This window comes from Methylobacterium sp. Leaf118, from assembly GCF_920984675.1.
Lineage (GTDB): Bacteria > Pseudomonadota > Alphaproteobacteria > Rhizobiales > Beijerinckiaceae > Methylobacterium.
Genome location: NZ_CAKLBV010000012.1, coordinates 47,868 through 64,502 on the forward strand (window position 1 = coordinate 47,868; position 16,635 = coordinate 64,502).

Here is a 16,635-nt window from a genome sequence, read left to right on the forward strand (position 1 = left end):
CGGCCCCCGGGTCAGGACGCGGGCCTCGGTAAGCGGCCCGACCCTCGCGATCCGGAACCGGCGGTGATTCCACGTTTCCGGCCCCGGCGGGCGGTGGGCCGCGAGGCGGTCGGCGATCGCCCGCAGGGTCGGATGCCCGGCCCACTACGCCTCGCCGGCACTCCCCCGTGCCTCGATCCGGGCCGCGAAGGCCGTCGAATCCGGCTCATCCGCGGCGAGGGTTGTCACGCGCTCGGGCCCGATCCGCGCGCCAAGCCAGTCGCGCAGGGCAGCGGGCCCGTCCTCGCCGGCCGCTGATGGGTCGTCCTCCTCGTCGTCCGCCTTCGAGGGGGCGAGATCGCTTCACTCCGAATCCGCGAAGGCCGCGAGAGCGAGCTTCGCCAGAATGCCGGCGAGCGTGCCGGCGCGCGGAGCCGCCTGCCCTTCCGGGCCGAGGCCGTCGCCGGGCTCGCTCACGCCAGATCGAATACGCCGAGCTGATAGGTGCCGGTGGCGGTCTTCACGCCGCCGATTTCGAGATAATGCACCCCCGTCGTCGTCGCGGTGAACTGGATTTCGGGATTGAGCGTGCCGTTGGCATCGTCGTTGTAGGCGAGGATCGTCCCCGCGCTGTTGAACAGATGCAACTCGCCGTCCTGCAACACGCCGCTGGAGCTCCCGCCGGTCGCCTTCAGGGCATAGCTGTGACCGGCCACGAGGTTGAATTGGAACATGTCCGTATCGCCCGCGGTCTCGATCGTTCCCATCCGGTTCTGGTCGATCGTCAGGACGCCGAGGGGCGAGGCCGGATCGGTGATCGTATCGGCGTGATCGTCGAAGCCACGCTTGGCCGTGATCAGATAGCTGCCGGTGCCCGTCGGCGTGGCGCTCTTCACCTCGAGATAGTAGGTGCCGGCCGTGGTCGCCGTATAGGTCACGCGCGCGTTCGAGGAATTGAAGTCGTCGTTGAACCGCAGAAGCGTGCCCGAACTGCTGGAGAGGCTCAGCGCGGCATCGGCGAGGGCCGCGCCGCCATTCGTGGATCCGGCGACATCGAAGGTGTAGCTCTGACCCGCCGCGAGCGTGACGGCGATCACGTCCTTGTCGCTGCCCGTCTCGACCGTGCCGTAGAGCGCGCCGTTGATCGCGAGGGTCCCCAGCGTCCCGGCGCCGTTAGAGGTGTCCCGAAGGTCGTCGTAGCCGGTCTCGAACGCGATCAGGTAGTTGCCTGTCCCGCCCGCATTCGCGCTGCCGGCCTCGAGATAATAGGTGCCGCTCGTGGCCGCCTTGAAGGTGAGGTGGGAATTCGTCGAATTGAAATCATCGTTCACGAAAATCTTCGTACCCGAGCTGTTCAGGAGGCGCAGATAGGCATTGTCGAGGCTCAGGCCGCCATTGGTCGAACTGGCGAGGTCGAAGCTGTAGGTCTCTCCCGCCGTCAGGACGATCTTGTAGAGATCCTTGTCGCCCGCCCGTTCGATCGTGCCGTAGAGTGATCCGTTGACCGTCAGCGCGCCGAGGGTGCCGGCGCCGTTATAGGTGTTGCGCAGGTCGTCGTAGTCGGTCTTGGCCGAGATCCGGTAGTTTCCGGTGCCCGTCGTGGTCGCGCTTCTCGCCTCGAGATAGTAGATGCCGCTCGTGGTCGCCTTGAAGGTCAGGTGCGAGTAGGTCGCATTGAAATCGTCGTTGACGAGGATCTGGGTGCCGGAGCCGTTCAGCAGGCGCAGGTAGGCGTTGTCGAGGCCCGTCCCGCCATTGGACGAGCTGAACAGGTCAAAGCTGTAGGTCTCTCCCGCGGTCAGGGCGATCTTGTAGATGTCCCGGTCGCCGGCCAGCTCGATCGTGCCGTAGAGTGATCCGTTGACCGTCAGCGCGCCGAGGGTGCCGGACCCATTATAGGTGTTGCGCAGGTCGTCGTAGCCGGTCTTGGCCGAGATCCGGTAGTTTCCGGTGCCGGTCGTGGTCGCGCTTTTCGCCTCGAGATAATAGGTCCCGCTGGTGACCACCTTGAAGGTCAGATGCGAGTAGGTCGCGTTGAAGTCGTCGTTGACGAGGATCTGGGTGCCGGAGCCGTTCAACAGGCGCAGGTATGCGTTGTCGAGGCCCGCGCCGCCATTGGACGAGCTGAACAGGTCGAAGCTGTAGGTCTGCCCGGCCGTCAGGACGACCTTGTAGATGTCCCGGTCGCCGGCCGCTTCGATCGTGCCGTAGAGCGATCCGTTGACCGTCAGCGCGCCGAGGGTGCCGGCGCCGTTATAGGTGTTGCGCAGGTCGTCGTAGCCGGTCCTGGCGGAGATCGCGTAGTGTCCGGTGCCCGTCGCGGTCGCACTTTTCGCCTCGAGATAATAGGTCCCGCCGGTGCTTGCCTTGAAGGTGAGGTGCGCGTTGGTCGTGTTGAAGTCATCGTTGACGAGGATCTGGGTGCCGGAGCCGTTCAGCAATCGCAGGTAGGCATTGTCCAGGGCGGTCCCGCCATTGGCCGTGCTGACGAGGTCGAAGCTGTAGGTCTGCCCCGCCGTGAGGGCGATGGCGAACACGTCCCGGTCTCCTGCGGCGCCGATTCGGCCGGTCCGAGTGTCGCCCGCGCTGAGGGTTCCGAGCGGTTCGGACGGATCGTTGTAGGTGTCGCGGTAATCGTCGGGAGTGGTGGTGCCCGCCGATGCGAGGATCCGGTAGGTGCCGGTTCTCCCGTCGCCGAAGGCATCGACGTAGTAGGTGCCGCTGGTGGTCACGCTGAAGACGAGCGTATTGTCGGTGCTCGCCCCATCGGCATCCGTCGAGAAGCCGACGGCGCCGCCTTCCTTGTCGCGCAGGTAGAACGAGGGATCGGCCAGGGTGAAGCCCGAGGAGGCGCCCTGCATCGTGAACGCGTAGGTGCGACCGGCGACGAGATCGATCGCGAAGATGTCCTGGTCGTTGGCGAGTTCGAGGGTGCCGATGGCGGTGCCGCCGGCGGTCAGGCTGCCCAGGGCTTCGTTGGTGTCGTCGTAGCTGTCGCGGTAATCGTCGTTGAAGCCGGAACTGGCCAGGACCCGGTAGGTGCCGGTGCCACCGCCGCCGAAGGTGTCGACGTAGTAGGTGCTGCTCGTGGTCGCGGTGAAGGTCAGCGCGTCGTCGGTGCTGGTTCCGCCGATGCCCCGCGAGAAGCCGACGGCGCTGCCGGCCTGATCGCGTAGGTAGAAGGACGGCTCGGCCAGGGTGAAGCCCGAGGAGGCGCCCTGCATGGTGAACGCGTAGGTGCGACCGGCCACGAGATCGATCGCGAAGATGTCTTGGTCGTTGGCGATCTCGAGCGTGCCGGTGGCGCTCCCGCCCGGCGTCAGCCTACCCAGGATCTCGTTGGGGTCGTCGTAGGTGTCGCGATAATCGTCGTTGAAGCCGGAACTGGCCAGCAGCCGATAGCTGCCGGTGCCGCCGCCACCGAAGGTGTCGACGTAGTAGGTGCCGCTCGTGTCCACCGTGAAGGTGAGGGCGTCGTCGGTGCTGGTCCCGCCGAGGCCCCGCGAGAAGCCGACGGCGCTGCCGGCCTGATCGCGCAGGTAGAAGGATGGCTCGGCGAGGGTGAAGCCCGAGGAGGCGCCCTGCATGGTGAACGTGTAGGTACGGCCGGCGACGAGATCGATCGCGAAGATGTCCTCATCGTTGGCGATCTCGAGCGTGCCGGTGGCGCTCCCGCCCGGCGTCAGACTGCCCAGGGCCTCGTTGGTGTCGTCGTAGCTGTCGCGGTAATCGTCGATGAAGCCAGAATTGGCCTGAATCCGGTAGGTGCCGGTGCCGCCGCCGCCGAAGGTGTCGACGTAGTAGGTGCCGCTCGTACGCGCCGTGAAGGTCAGCGCGTCGTCGGTGCTGGTTCCGCCGATACCCCGCGAGAAGCCGACGGCGCTGCCGGCCTGATCGCGCAGGTAGAAGGACGGCTCGGCAAGAGTGAAGCCCGAGGAGGCGCCCTGCATGGTGAGCGTGTAGGTGCGGCCGGCGACGAGATCGATCGCGAAGATGTCCTCATCGTTCGCGACTTCGAGAGTGCCGGTGGCGGTGCTCCCGGGCGTCAGCCTGCCCAGCGCCTCGTTGGCGTCGTCGTAGCTGTCGCGGTAATCGTCGATGAAGCCGGGATCGGCCAGCAGCCGGTAGCTGCCGGTGCCGCCGCCGCCGAAGTTGTCGACGTAGTAGGTGCCGCTCGTGCGCGCCGTGAAGGTCAGCGCGTCGTCGGTGCTGGTTCCGCCGAGGCCCCGCGAGAAGCCGACGGCGCTGCCGACTTGATCACGCAGGTAGAAGGAGGGATCGGCGAGGGTGAAGCCCGAAGAGGCACCCTGCATGGTGAGCGTGTAGGTGCGGCCGGCAACGAGATCGATCGCGAAGATGTCCTCATCGTTCGCGACTTCGAGAGTGCCGGTGGCGGTGGCGCCGGGCGTCAGACTGCCGAGGGCGCCGGCACCATTGTAGGTGTTGCGAAAATCGTCGGCCACGTGAAGCCCTCCCCAGAGCCGAACCGACATTGTCCGGTTTTTACGTGAGCGTGTCGCCTAGACCTATCATGCGCCTGCGTTGCATTCCAAATCAAATCAGTGATTGCTGCACGGGGAACGTATCGCATGACTTTTGGCGTCTTGTTCGGACTGTTGTCTTGGCTGTGAGCGGCGCGCGTGATCCGGAGGTCAACACAAGTTGTGGTCGCGCCGCCGCGTCCTTGTCTGGAGAGAGGCCGCGATCAACCCGATGTCGGCGCTTCCAGGCAGCGAGAGATGGTTTTCAACTGGGGGAGATCTGCATGTGCAGGCATCCGTACCCGTCTCAACCATAGGGGGAGCCGAGCGGGATCGGCCCGGGCCGGGACGTAGGGTGGTCGGCCGCACGCTCGGCCTCGCCACCCGAGAGAATGCCGGACAGCGACGCGCCCAGACCCGCCGTCGCGATTCCGACCGGGGGGCAACGACGCCTGAGGCACACGGGCGCAGAACCCGTGCGTCACGCGAAGAAACGCGTCGAGCTGGGCTCCGCGTCAGCTCTTCAGCCGATAGCCGGTGCGGAAGATCCACGTCACCAGGGCGAGGCAGAGGGCGAGGAAGGCGAAGGTCGCGGCGAGGCTGATGCCGAGCGCCACGTCGCCCTTGCCGAAGAAGGCCCAGCGGAAGCCGCTCACCAGATAGACCACCGGGTTGAACAGGCTCACCGTGTGCCAGAACGGCGGCAGCATCTCGATGGAGTAGAAGCTGCCCCCCAGGAAGGTCAGCGGCGTGACCACGAGCAGCGGGACGAGTTGGAGCTTCTCGAAACCGTCCGCCCACAGGCCGATCACGAACCCGAACAGGCTGAAGGTGATCGCGGTGAGGAGCAGGAACAGCAGCATCCAGACCGGGTGCTGGATATGCAGCGGCACGAACAGGGCCGAGGTGCCCAGGATGATGAGTCCGATCACGATCGACTTGGTGGCGGCCGCCCCGACATAGCCGATGACGGTCTCGAGCGGCGAGATCGGCGCCGACAGGAGTTCGTAGATCGTGCCGGAAAAGCGCGGGAAGTAGATGCCGAAGGCGGCGTTGGAGACGCTCTGGGTCAGGAGCGAGAGCATGATCAGCCCCGGCACGATGAAGGCGCCGTAGGGGATGCCGTCCACCGTCTGCATCCGCGCGCCGATCGCCGCGCCGAATACGACGAAATAGAGCGAGGTGGCGATGACCGGAGCGACGATGCTCTGGAGCGCCGTGCGCCAGAAGCGGGCCATCTCGAAGCGGTAGATCGCGAGGATCGCCGGCAGGTTCATGCGGGTAGCCTCAGGCGTGCTCGCGGACGAGATCGACGAAGATCTCCTCCAGCGAGCTCTGGCTGGTGTCGAGGTCGGTGAAGCCGATGCCGGCCGCGGCAAGGTCGGCCAGCAGGCCGGTGATGCCGGTGCGCGCGCCCTTGGTGTCGTAGGTGTAGACGATCTCCGTGCCGCCCGCGGTAAGCGTCAGGTCGTGGCCGGCGAGGCTCTCCGGCAGGGCGGCGACGGGCTCGGCGAGATGCAGGGTGAGGCGCTTCTTGCCGAGCTTACGCATCAGCTCGACCTTGTCCTCCACGAGGATGATCGCGCCTTTGCGAATCACGCCGACCCGGTCGGCCATCTCCTCGGCCTCCTCGATGTAGTGGGTCGTCAGGATCACGGTGACGCCCTGGTCGCGCAGGCGGCGCACGAGGCGCCACATGTCCTGGCGCAGCTCCACGTCGACGCCCGCGGTCGGCTCGTCGAGGAACAGGACCTGCGGCTCGTGGGCGAGCGCCTTGGCGATCAGCACCCGCCGCTTCATGCCGCCGGAGAGCTGCATGATGCGGCTGTCGCGCTTCTCGTAGAGCGAGAGGTCCCTCAGCACCCGCTCGATATGGGCGGGGTCCTTGCGGAGGCCGAACAGGCCACGGCTGAAGCTCACCGTGTCCCAGACCTTCTCGAAGGCGTCGGTGGTCAGTTCCTGCGGCACCAGGCCGATCATCCGGCGGGCGGCGCGATAATCGACGAGGATGTCGTGGCCGCCGACCCGGACCCGGCCCTCGCTCGGCGTGACGAGGCCGCAGACGGTGTTGATGAGGGTCGACTTGCCGGCCCCGTTGGGCCCGAGCAGGGCGAAGATCTCCCCCCGGCCGATGGCGAGGTTCACGGCCCGCAGGGCGTGGAGGCCGGAGGCGTAGACCTTCGACAGGTTCTCGATCGAGACGATCGGCGGCATCGCGATCCGGGATGTGACGGTGCCTCACGAACCGCCCATCCCCCGCCCGGTCCGAGCGGGTCGGGACGGCGCAGGGGACGTTCGTCGAGAGACATCAAGACGGGGCGCGCCCTATAGCATGCTCCGCGCCGACGTGAAGCGGCGGAGGGGCCGGGGCGCGCCCAATCCCCCTCGGCCCGCTGGAGCCGGCGGGAACCCCGGCCATGGCCCCGGGCTTTCCACCTTGCTCTCCTGAGAAACACCTCTGAACCGACCTGCCCTCTCCGACGGCAGGTCGCTTTTTTGTAGGCCCGGACGGGATCAGGCCGCGAGCGGCATGTCGTCCCCGGTCTGGGCGGCCATGAACTGGGCCCGGGCGAGGTCGGCGAAGCGGTGGCCCTGGGCGACCAGCTCGTCGAAGGTGCCGCTCTCGACGATGCGGCCCTGCTCGAACACGAGGATGCGGTCGGCGTTGCGGATCGTGGCCAGGCGATGGGCGATCACGAAGGTGGTGCGGCCCTCCATGACGGTCTCCAGCGCCTGCTGCAGCTTGCGCTCCGTGGCGGCGTCGAGCGCGCTCGTGGCCTCGTCGAGGATCAGCACCGGCGGGTTCTTCAGGAGCGCCCGGGCGATCGAGAGACGCTGGCGCTCGCCGCCGGAGAGCGAGCGACCGCGCTCGCCGATCACCGTGTCGAGGCCGTCGGCTTGGCGGGCCATGAACTCGCCGGCCTGGGCGCGCTCCAGCGCGTCGAGCATCTCGGCATCGGTCGCGTCGGGACGGCCGACCTGGAGGTTCTCGCGGATCGAGCGGTTGAACAGCATCGGCTCCTGGAACACGACGCCGATGTTGTGGCGCAGGCTGGAGAGGCCGATGTCGCGGATATCCGTGTCGTCGATCCGGATGGCGCCGCCCTCCGGGTCGAAGGTCCGGTGCAGCAGGCCGAGCGTCGTCGACTTGCCCGAGCCCGTGGTGCCGACGAGCGCCACCGTCTCACCGGGCTGCGCGGTGAAGGAGACCCCGTCGAGCGCCTTGCGGCGGCCGTCGTAGGAGAAGCTCACATCCTCGAAGGTCACGGCGCCCTCGAAGCGGGTGACCGCCTTCGCGTTCGGCCGGTCCCGCACGGTCGGCACCGTGTCGAGCACCTCGAAGAACTCGCGCATCTTGGGCGCCTGCATGAACACGCCGTTGACGAAGGTGACGACGTGGTCGAGCTTCGTCACCAGCATGGTCGCGAGGCTCATGAAGGCGACGATCTCGCCGACCGTGGCGGCCCCCTGCTGGTGCAGGAAGATGCCGGTGATGAAGATGGCCGTCATCGTCAGCGTGCCGGAGGCCCGGGTCGCGACGTTGGCCATCGCCCACCACGACAGGACCGGGATCTGCACTTTCAGGAGGTCGTGGATGATGCTGCGCATCGCTTCCTTCTCGGCGCGGGCGCGGGTGAAGGATTGGATGACGGCGACATTGCCGAGCGCGTCGGAGGCGTGGGCCGCCAGGCCCGACTGGAACTGCTCGACCTCGCCCTGAAGCGTCTCGGTCCGGCGCAGCACGTAGCTCGCGAGCGCCGTGAAGATCAGGACGAGCACGACGAGGATCGCGCCGAGGCGCCAGTTCACGAACAGGGTCAGCGGCAGGAGCACGCCGACCGAGAGCAAGGCTGAGAAATGCTCGCGGAAGAAGCCGAGCCAGAGCCAGGCCATGCCGTTCGTGCCCTCCAGCATCGCCTTCAGGACGCGGCCGGAATGGTTGGACGCGTGGAACGCGATCGGCAGCTCCAGCACGTGCTCGAAGAAGTTCGCCATGGTCGCGAGGCGGTTGCGGTGGGCGAGCCGATCCGAATGGAGGGCGATGGCGACGCCCGCCCCGATGGTGAACAGGCCGAACACCACCCAGGCGAGGATCCAGGGCGCCAGGGCGGTCGCGGGCGCGTTCTTGGAAAGGTGGGTCAGGCCGTCGATGATGCGGCCCATGATCAACGGCTCGGCGAAGGCCGCGACCGAAAGGGCGACGTTGGCCGCGATCAGCCCGACGGCCAGCCGCCTCTCCGCCCCGAGCAGGCTCAGAACCCGCGCATAGAGACGAATGATCGACATCTCAGTTCCGCTCCCCGCCCCGTTCGGCCGCGAAGCGGCCCGAGGATGTGAGACCCGCCGGGACTGCCCCGGCACCGCTTCGCCCCGGCGCCCCTTGAGGGCTGTCCACGAACGATCGGCGCGGGACCCTATGCCTCCCCTCCCCTGAACGGCACATGACCCGGCAAGGCCTGTTCGAGCAACGCCTTTACGGTTCCTTCAGCCTGTTTTTTTAGATCTGTGACGAGCGCCCGCGGGCGGGCAGGATCGGGCGTCGCGTCAATGGATCTCGCAACCGGTATCGGGCTAGTCGCCGGCGTCGGCGTGGTCTTCACGCTGATCATGATCGATGGCGGCAACTTCGCCGCCTATTTCGACAAGCACGCCGTGATCGTGATCTTCGGCGGCGCCATCGCGGCCACCATGATCCGCTTCCCCTTCTCGGCCATGATGCATGGCCTCCCGATGGGCCTGCGCTACGCCTTCACCCTGCGCGCGGTGAAGCCGCACGACCTGATCGAAGAGATTACCAAAATCGCCGAGGTGGTCCGCAAGTCCGGCCCGATCGCGCTGGAGAACATGGAGATCTCCGATCCGTTCCTGGCTCAGGGCGCCCGCTACATCGCCGATGGCTACGACCGCGAGTTCATCCGCGACACGATGGAGCGCGACCGGGACAACTTCCTGATGCATCTCGACGAAGGCTCGAAGATCTACCGCGCCTTCGGCGACTGCGCTCCGGCCTGGGGCATGATCGGCACCATCCTCGGCATGGTGACGATGTTTGCCAACATGTCCGACCCCTCGAAGCTCGGCCCCGCCATGGCGACGGCCCTGCTGGCGACCCTCTACGGCGCGCTGATCGCGAATCTGGCTGCCCTGCCGATCGCCGACAAGCTGCATCTGAAGGTGGAGGAGGAGGACGTGTCGCGCTCCCTCATCATCGACGGCATCCTGCTGATCCGCGACCAGAAGAGCGCTTCGCTCGTGCGCGAGATGCTGATCGCCTACCTGCCGGCCAACCACCGCGAGGACCTTGCCGCGGAAGCGGCGTGATCCGGAATCGCCGCGGACCGGCGGAGGGAGCGTGAGCGGTGGCCAAGAAGAAGCGCGGCGGAGCCCATGGCGGCCACGGCTGGTTCGTGACCTTCGCCGACCTGATGGCGCTCCTGATGAGCTTCTTCGTCATGATCGCGGCCTATTCGACCCAGGATCAGAAGAAGCTCCAGGTGGTGGCGGGCTCGATGCGCGACGCCTTCGGCACCAACAAGGAATCGAAATACGCCGGCATCATCGAGCAGGAGGGCCTGCCGACCTCGGACAAGCTCAAGCACCTGCGCGACGTGCCGCCTGAGCGTGCCACCGACCGCACCACGCCGCCGCAGATCGACAGCGGCCTCGACGACGGCATGCCCGACCGCGGCTATCCGGACGCCTTCGGGCAGGCCGCCGCCTCCCTGCGGCAGGCAATGCAGGACATGCCGGAAGTGGCCGAACTCTCCCGCAACATCATCATCTCGCCGAGTCAGCGGGGGCTCGACGTGGCGATCGTCGATCAGGACGGGCGCTCGATGTTCCCGGAAGGATCGACCCGGCCCTACGATCGCACCCGCCGCCTGCTGGAGCGCCTCGCCCCGACCCTCCAGCGGTTGCCGAACCGCATCGCGGTGACCGGCTACACCGCCACGCCTCGTCCGGGCTCTCGCGATACCGCGCCGCCCTGGGAGCTCTCGGCCAACCGCGCGATCACCGTGCGCGAGATCCTGGCCGGCGCGGGTCTCCCGGACAACCGCTTCGCGTCCGTCACCGGCAAGGCCGACACGGAGCCGATGTTTCCCGACAACCCCTATCTCGCCGCCAATCGGCGGGTGACCGTGACGCTCTTGAGCGAGCCGCCGCCGACCCCAGGCGGCAAGGTGCTGCCGTGACGCGCGGGCGCTACTTCGCGACCAGCAGCGCCCAGTAGACCTTGTATTTGGAGCCCGGAGCATAGGCGGTGGCGATGCCCATGCGGGTCGCCTCGGGCGCCAGCATCACGGCGCGGTGCGGCGCGCTCTCGCGCCAGCCCGAGAAGGCCTCGGCGAGGGTGTGATAGCCCGCCGAGAGATTGGCCTCCGCCCCGTCATAGCCGAGGCGCGTGATGGCGCTGCGCACCGTGCGGCTGTTGCTCGGCCGGTCCGCCGCGGCCATGGCGGCGGCCTCGGTCTCGGCGAGCCGCTGCAATTCGGGATCGACCGCCAGAGGCGCCGCGCCGTTGTTGTGGCGATAGGCCGAGATCATGTCGCGGGCCGCGACCGTGTCGAGATTCGTCGCGCCCGTGGTGAGCGGCAGGTACAGGCTCGGCAGCGCGTCGGTCGGCGCCGTGCGGCCGGCGCAGCCCGGGAGCAGGGCGACGAGGGCAAGCGCGGCGGCAAGAAGAGGCGGGCGTCCGAGCACGTCAGCTGATATCCGAAAAATTCGAACCGCCTAGGTGGGAATGACCGCCTCCGGTCTCAAGGGGGCGCCGGCCGCCGCCGGGCTCAGCCCGGCTGTCCCATGAGACGCCGGGCCGGGTCCCGCCCCTGCCCCGGCCCTTGCCCTTCCGGCGCCGCATCCGCGTGCCGGGGGCCTTGGCGGGTTCCTTGGTGGGGGTCTTGGGCCATGTGCCCCTCCTCGCCCCGCTCCGGGCTCGACAGGGCCACGCTGTGCCGGGGGCCGGCGGGAGCCGCGACCGCCTGGGCGATCTGGCCGAGCGCGTCGCGCACCGGTTCCAGGCCCTGCACGGTGATGAAGCTCGAGGCCGGCCCCATCGGCGGGATGAACTCCGCCTCCGCCAGGGTCTTGAACACCGAGAAATTCAGATCGCTCTGGACCTTCTGCGACAGGTTCACGTCGATGATCATCGCGATCAGTTCGAATTCCAGGAACGGATCGCCGATCTTTTTGAACACCACCCGCGGCGGCGGCTGCTTGAGCACGTCGGGATGGGCGCTGGCGCAGGCCACCATCATCTCCGCGGCCCGCACCGGGTTCTGATTGCGCAGGACGCTCACCGCGATGATGACCCGGCCGGTGCGGTCGCCGCGCACGCGGTTCTTCACGATGCCCGAGATCAGGTTCGAGTTCGGCACGATCACGGCCGAGCGGTCGAAGGTCTGGATCTCGGTGGAGCGCACGGAGATGCGCTTCACGATCCCCTCGGAATCGCCGATCAGCACCTGATCGCCGACGCGGATCGGGCGCTCCCACAGCAGCAGCAGCCCCGAGACGAAGTTGTTGACGATCGATTGCAGGCCGAAACCGATACCGACCGAGAGCGCGCCGGCCACGATGGTGAGCTTCTCGAGGCTCAGGCCGAGATAGGAAAAGGCGAGCGCCAGGGCCAGCAGGAAGCCGACATAGCCCGCCACCGTCGAGATCGAGTTGCGCAGGCCTGCGTCGAGGTCGGTCGCCGGCAGGTAGGTGTTTTCCAGCCAGCGCTGGATCGCCCGCGTCAGGAAGACGCCGATCGCCAGGATGCTCAGGCCGAAGGCGATCGCCGAGAGCGAGATCGTGACGTCGCCGACCTTGAAGCCGAAGAAGGCCGTGCGGATCGACGAGAGCACGTCGGTCGAGTCGAGCCCCCAGGGCGCCAGGATCAGGAGCGCGGCCACCGCGACCAGCACCACCCGGGCGAAGCCGGTGGCCAGGACGGCGATCTGGTTGAGCGAGCGCTTGCGCAGGCCCGTATTGGCCTGGAGGGTCGTCGCGAAGCGGGTCTCCTCGCTGAGCGTGCCGCCGATCAGGGTGTCGGCGCTGGACATGAAGAGCCACAGCAGGACGATCAGGCTCGCCGCCCAGATCAACTGGTCGACCAGGAAGGCCGAGAGCGCGACGTAGCCGACGAGGGGCGCGAGGGCGATCACCGCCACCGCGACCCAGCCCAGCAGGCGCAAGGGGCCGCCGATCCCGGACGAGGCGTCGGTGGCGACGTAGGGCCCGAAGCACTCCTCCTCCTTCTCCGCCGTGTCGGCGAAGCGGTGGAGACCGATCGCCAGCAACGCGGCGGCCGCGATGGCGCCGAGGCCGCGGGTCGCGATCGAGATCGGCAGGGCCGCGTAGATCGCCGAGTTCAGCGCCTCGATCGACTTCGAGACGGTGATGACGACGGCGATGGAGACGGCGAGCGCGGTGATGCGCCACGCGGCGGCGTCCGAGACCGGGGCCGGACGCCAGGCGGGCTTGCCGACGGCGAGCAGCGCGTCGGAGGTCGCTTCGACGAAGGCGATGAAGGCGAAGCCGCCGACGATGGCGCTCGCCACCGGCAGGAAGCGGCTGGGCAGGAGTTCGGTCGCGTCGAGGGCGAAGTAGATCATGTAGCTGCCCGCGACCGCCGGCAGCGTGCCGAGCAGGAGCACCCGCCAGGCCGCGAGCAGCTTGCGCCGCCGCGACGGATCGGTGACGGCGACATCCCGCCGCCCGAGCCGGGGGGCGATGTTGCGGCGCCCGAAATACAGCGCGAAGGACAGGCCGAAGGCGAGCCCCAGCACCAGCAGGTTCCACAGGGTGCCGTTGCGGCGGAACAGGGCGATCGTGTCGTCGAGCCCCGAGCTGAGCGAATTGAGATCGCGGGGGATGTCCGCGCCGACCCGCATCCACAGGTCCGGGCTCAGCAAGGACGAGGCGCGCTCGAACAGGCCGCGGGTGAAGGCAGCGCGGCGCTTGTTGGACACCTGATCGACGATCTGGTCGCTCTGGACGAGGAGCGATTTGGCGAGCCGCTGGGTTCCGTCGATGTCGTTGACGGTCTGCTCCCGCTCGGCCCGCTCGCGGGCCACGTCCTCGCCCTCCTCGCCCTCCTTGGGCTTGGGACCGATCTGTTCCAGGCGCTCACGGGCCGCGTCGAGGCGGGGGCCGAGCGCGTCGATGATGGTCCGCAGCCGGTCGGCGACGCCGTCGAGCCCGTCGCGGGCGCGGGACAGGTCCCCCGGGCCGGCATTGGGCCCGGTGATCGCCTTCTCGCGACCCTCCAGATCCGCTTTGATCTCCTCCAGCCGGTCGCGCACCGTCTGCAGCACCTCGGAGACCGGCGTCTTCGGCGGCGCGGGCTTCGCGGCCGGGGCCGGCGCTGCGGCGGCCGGGCCGGGCTGCGGCGGGCCGTTGGCCGGGGGGACGGCTTTCTGCGGCTGCGCCGGGGCGGCGGGCGGCGCGGCTTGTCCCTGACCCGACGCCGTCCCCGGCATCAGCGCAGCGGTGCCGAGGGCGGCGACCAGGGCGGCGCTCCGGGCGAAGTGGCGGAGATCGGAGAGAAGGGAGCGTCGAAGCATCGTCATCCTTTGCCGGAGGATTCGGGGTCGGGCCGCTCGGCCGGGGCGCGAGGCCGGTCGCGGGTCCGCCGGCCGGCGGCGCCGGGACGGGGTAACGATCCGGGTGCGTTGCAGCAACCACCCCCCGACCGGGACGCGGTCCGGGCCCTCCCGCGCCGCGGGCGCGGACCGTGACCGCCGCCCCGTGCCAGGACGCCCGGTATGGGCCGGCAATGGGGCGAAAGCGTGCGGGGGCGAAACCGCGCGGCGGCGAAACCGCGCGGAAGGACGGGCATTCGGGACAGGTTTCGGCGGCCGGAGACGATCGGCAGGGGAAATCGTCGGGCGCGACGACGGGGCCGCCGTCCTCGCCTTCACAAGCTTGTCACGCTGATATTAGACTAAGCGCCGATGGACTTGGCCTTATCCTCAGCGAGCGAGGAGGCGGCGCTGATCGTCCGCCCCGCCACGCTTCCGACCGACCCGGCGCGTTCCGCCGGACGGGGAAAGCGTCGCCGTTGGACCTCCCTCCGAGAGGATGCCGGCCGACGGGATCCGCTCCCCCCGAAGCCCGGGCACGCGCCCCGGCGAGGACGGCGCGGGCTCCCCCCCATCCACCGGCCGAGGCAGCGGCGCCCACGACGCGCCGCCGCGAGCAGCGAGTGGCGTCGATGATCGATCTCCAGACCCTGGTCCTTAATGCGGATTACCGGCCGCTCTCCTACAATCCGCTCTCGTTGTGGTCCTGGAAGGACGCATTCACGGCCCTGTTCCTCGACCGCGTCACCCTGGTGGCCAATTACGATGTCGAGGCGCACAGCCCCAGCCGGTCCCTGAAGGTGCCGAGCGTGGTCGCCCTCAAGAGCTACGTGGCGCTCGCCCGCAGCCCCGCCTTTACCCGCTACAACATCTACCTGCGGGACACGTTCAGCTGTCAGTATTGCGGTCTGCGGCTGCCCTCGGGCGGGCTGACCTTCGATCACGTCGTGCCGCGCTCCCGCGGGGGCCTCTCGACCTGGGAGAACGTCGTCGCCGCCTGCTCGCCGTGCAACCTGCGCAAGGCCAACCGCACGCCCGCCGAGGCCGAGATGCCGCTTCTCAACGAGCCGCACCGTCCGACCCGCTACGAGCTGCACCGCCGCCAGCCGGAATTCGACCACCGGCAATATCACCACACCTGGCTCGACTACCTGTACTGGGACAGCGAACTCGACAGCTGACGCCGTCGGGGCGGCGCCCTGGCTCAGCGCAGGGGCTGGGGCGGCTCGTTATACATGGGCTGATAGGTCGGCCGCGGCTGGTAGCCCTCGACGAGGAAGGTCGCGCTCGGCGCCGGCGCGTGCAACGCCGGGCCGGGCAGCGGCAGGCGGAAGCGGGGCCGCGGATCGCGATAGGGCACGTCCGGCGGCAAGCCACCGGCGACCGGCCCGGGGGGACGGCCGTAGCCCTGGGCACAGGCCGGCGCGACGGCGAAGGCGCCGGCCGTGCCGAGCAACGCGGTCAGGATCGGGAGAAGGTGCCGCATCGGCCTGCCTCGGGCTGACGAATGTCGAAAGGGCGAGATCAGAACTTGAAGGCCGCGCCGCCGCGGACGGTGTTGAGTTCGGCGCTGTGACCCTTGAAATCGTTGAACAGCACGTACTGGTACTCGCCACGCAGCAAAATGTTGGGTGTGATCGCGTACTCGAGGCCAGCGCCGAGTGCGACGCCGCCAACCGTCACCTTTTTTGTGCCGCCGTAAGTTGTGGTGCCGGGAATGCCGTTCATGGGATCTCCGGGATTGAAGTAAGCATACCCGTAATTGACAGTCGGATTCGTCTTATTAAAGCCGAAGCTCTGGATGTCGACGGAATCTCTGATTGTCGCTCGCCCGACGGCCACACCCCCGGTCACGTAGGGCAAGAAGGAGCCGAATGCATATCCTGCCCGACCTCGAATGGTGCCGTAATCTTGAATTTTGGTGCTGGCGACACCATTCAAGCCGACTGCTGCGTAAAATTCGCCGGCTTGATCCGAGAAGCGCCTGATCGTATCCGAACTAAATCCTGTTCGGCCGAAATAGGTGTAATCTCCCTCCAAGCCGACGACGACCTCATCAAATTGGACGTTGTAGCCAACGTAGGCGCCATAACTTTCGCCGCCGGTGTGGGTCGAGCGCGTTGCAAGAAGACTTGAAGCATTCAAGTGCTCCTCGGAAATAGAGTAGCGCAGAGCATTGGCGACGATCGGCTGAAATACTTTTCCGAAGCCCTGGCTTGCGGACGAATATCCGCCATGCCCACCGACATACACACCGCTCCAGTCGATCACCGGAGCGGCGGCGTAGCCATCATCGGAGCCGCGCAGGTAGCCGTAATCGAGGTCGGCAGCCGTCGCGCCGAGGGGCGCCGACACGAGAACAGTCAGGAGACCCAGGGTCGCGAAACGCATCGTCATCGTCCTCAAGGCACCGGGGCCGATCCATGGTCCGGGCTGACCGGCCTGTTCTACTTCGGTAACCTTAATTTTTCGTTCTGGATCTTGACGAGCGCCTGTGACGACAGGCCCGGTCGCGGTCGAGATCTTGGGTTTGACGTTGCGCGTGCCGAGGAACGCGCTCAGGCCGTCGTTCCCCCGCCGTGCGGGACGGCCGGGGCCCTGTCGTC

General features: G+C 67.9%; 11 protein-coding genes. 3 read left to right on the forward strand and 8 right to left on the reverse strand.

What is annotated here, in order from left to right; translation table 11 throughout:
- Positions 1-452: 452 nt before the first annotated feature.
- The 4 genes from LW587_RS07545 to LW587_RS07560 all read right to left on the reverse strand — a co-directional run bounded on the left by LW587_RS07545 (position 453) and on the right by LW587_RS07560 (position 8,747).
- Positions 453-4,442, reverse strand: coding sequence for a beta strand repeat-containing protein (locus tag LW587_RS07545; protein WP_232628975.1), 3,990 nt, complete (start codon positions 4,440-4,442; stop codon positions 453-455).
- Between the two features lie 533 nt (positions 4,443-4,975).
- Positions 4,976-5,737 (reverse strand): ABC transporter permease, encoded by a 762-nt coding sequence (locus LW587_RS07550; RefSeq protein WP_232628976.1) that lies wholly within the window; start codon positions 5,735-5,737, stop codon positions 4,976-4,978.
- A 10-nt stretch (positions 5,738-5,747) separates the two neighbouring features.
- Positions 5,748-6,674 carry an ABC transporter ATP-binding protein gene (locus tag LW587_RS07555; protein WP_232628977.1) on the reverse strand — a complete coding sequence of 309 codons (927 nt, stop codon included), beginning with the start codon at positions 6,672-6,674 and terminating at the stop codon, positions 5,748-5,750.
- Positions 6,675-6,974: 300 nt separating this feature from the next.
- A complete protein-coding gene (locus LW587_RS07560; RefSeq protein WP_232628978.1) occupies positions 6,975-8,747 on the reverse strand; it encodes a glucan ABC transporter ATP-binding protein/ permease in 1,773 nt (590 codons plus the stop codon).
- 261 nt (positions 8,748-9,008) lie between these two features.
- Here LW587_RS07560 and LW587_RS07565 point away from each other — a divergent pair, with 261 nt between their 5' ends.
- Both LW587_RS07565 and LW587_RS07570 read left to right on the forward strand, forming a co-directional pair.
- On the forward strand, positions 9,009-9,782 hold the full coding sequence (locus LW587_RS07565; RefSeq protein ID WP_232628979.1) for a motility protein A: 774 nt from the start codon (positions 9,009-9,011) through the stop codon (positions 9,780-9,782).
- A 38-nt stretch (positions 9,783-9,820) separates the two neighbouring features.
- The gene (locus LW587_RS07570; protein WP_232628980.1) at positions 9,821-10,654 is read left to right on the forward strand and encodes an OmpA/MotB family protein; all 834 of its coding nucleotides are present in this window, start codon (positions 9,821-9,823) and stop codon (positions 10,652-10,654) included.
- Between the two features lie 10 nt (positions 10,655-10,664).
- Here LW587_RS07570 and LW587_RS07575 read toward each other — a convergent pair whose 3' ends face one another.
- Positions 10,665-11,162: a CAP domain-containing protein gene (locus LW587_RS07575; protein ID WP_232628981.1), complete on the reverse strand. Its 498-nt coding sequence runs from the start codon at positions 11,160-11,162 to the stop codon at positions 10,665-10,667.
- Positions 11,163-11,245: 83 nt separating this feature from the next.
- Positions 11,246-14,011: a DUF3772 domain-containing protein gene (locus LW587_RS07580; protein ID WP_232628982.1), complete on the reverse strand. Its 2,766-nt coding sequence runs from the start codon at positions 14,009-14,011 to the stop codon at positions 11,246-11,248.
- A 650-nt stretch (positions 14,012-14,661) separates the two neighbouring features.
- Here LW587_RS07580 and LW587_RS07585 point away from each other — a divergent pair.
- Complete coding sequence (locus LW587_RS07585) at positions 14,662-15,210, forward strand: HNH endonuclease (protein WP_137828138.1); 549 nt, start codon at positions 14,662-14,664, stop codon at positions 15,208-15,210.
- Positions 15,211-15,233: 23 nt separating this feature from the next.
- Here LW587_RS07585 and LW587_RS07590 read toward each other — a convergent pair whose 3' ends face one another.
- Both LW587_RS07590 and LW587_RS07595 read right to left on the reverse strand, forming a co-directional pair.
- Positions 15,234-15,515: a hypothetical protein gene (locus LW587_RS07590; RefSeq protein ID WP_232628983.1), complete on the reverse strand. Its 282-nt coding sequence runs from the start codon at positions 15,513-15,515 to the stop codon at positions 15,234-15,236.
- Positions 15,516-15,553: 38 nt separating this feature from the next.
- Entirely contained in the window at positions 15,554-16,420 is an 867-nt protein-coding gene (locus tag LW587_RS07595) for an outer membrane protein (RefSeq protein WP_232628984.1), read from the reverse strand.
- Positions 16,421-16,635: the final 215 nt, after the last annotated feature.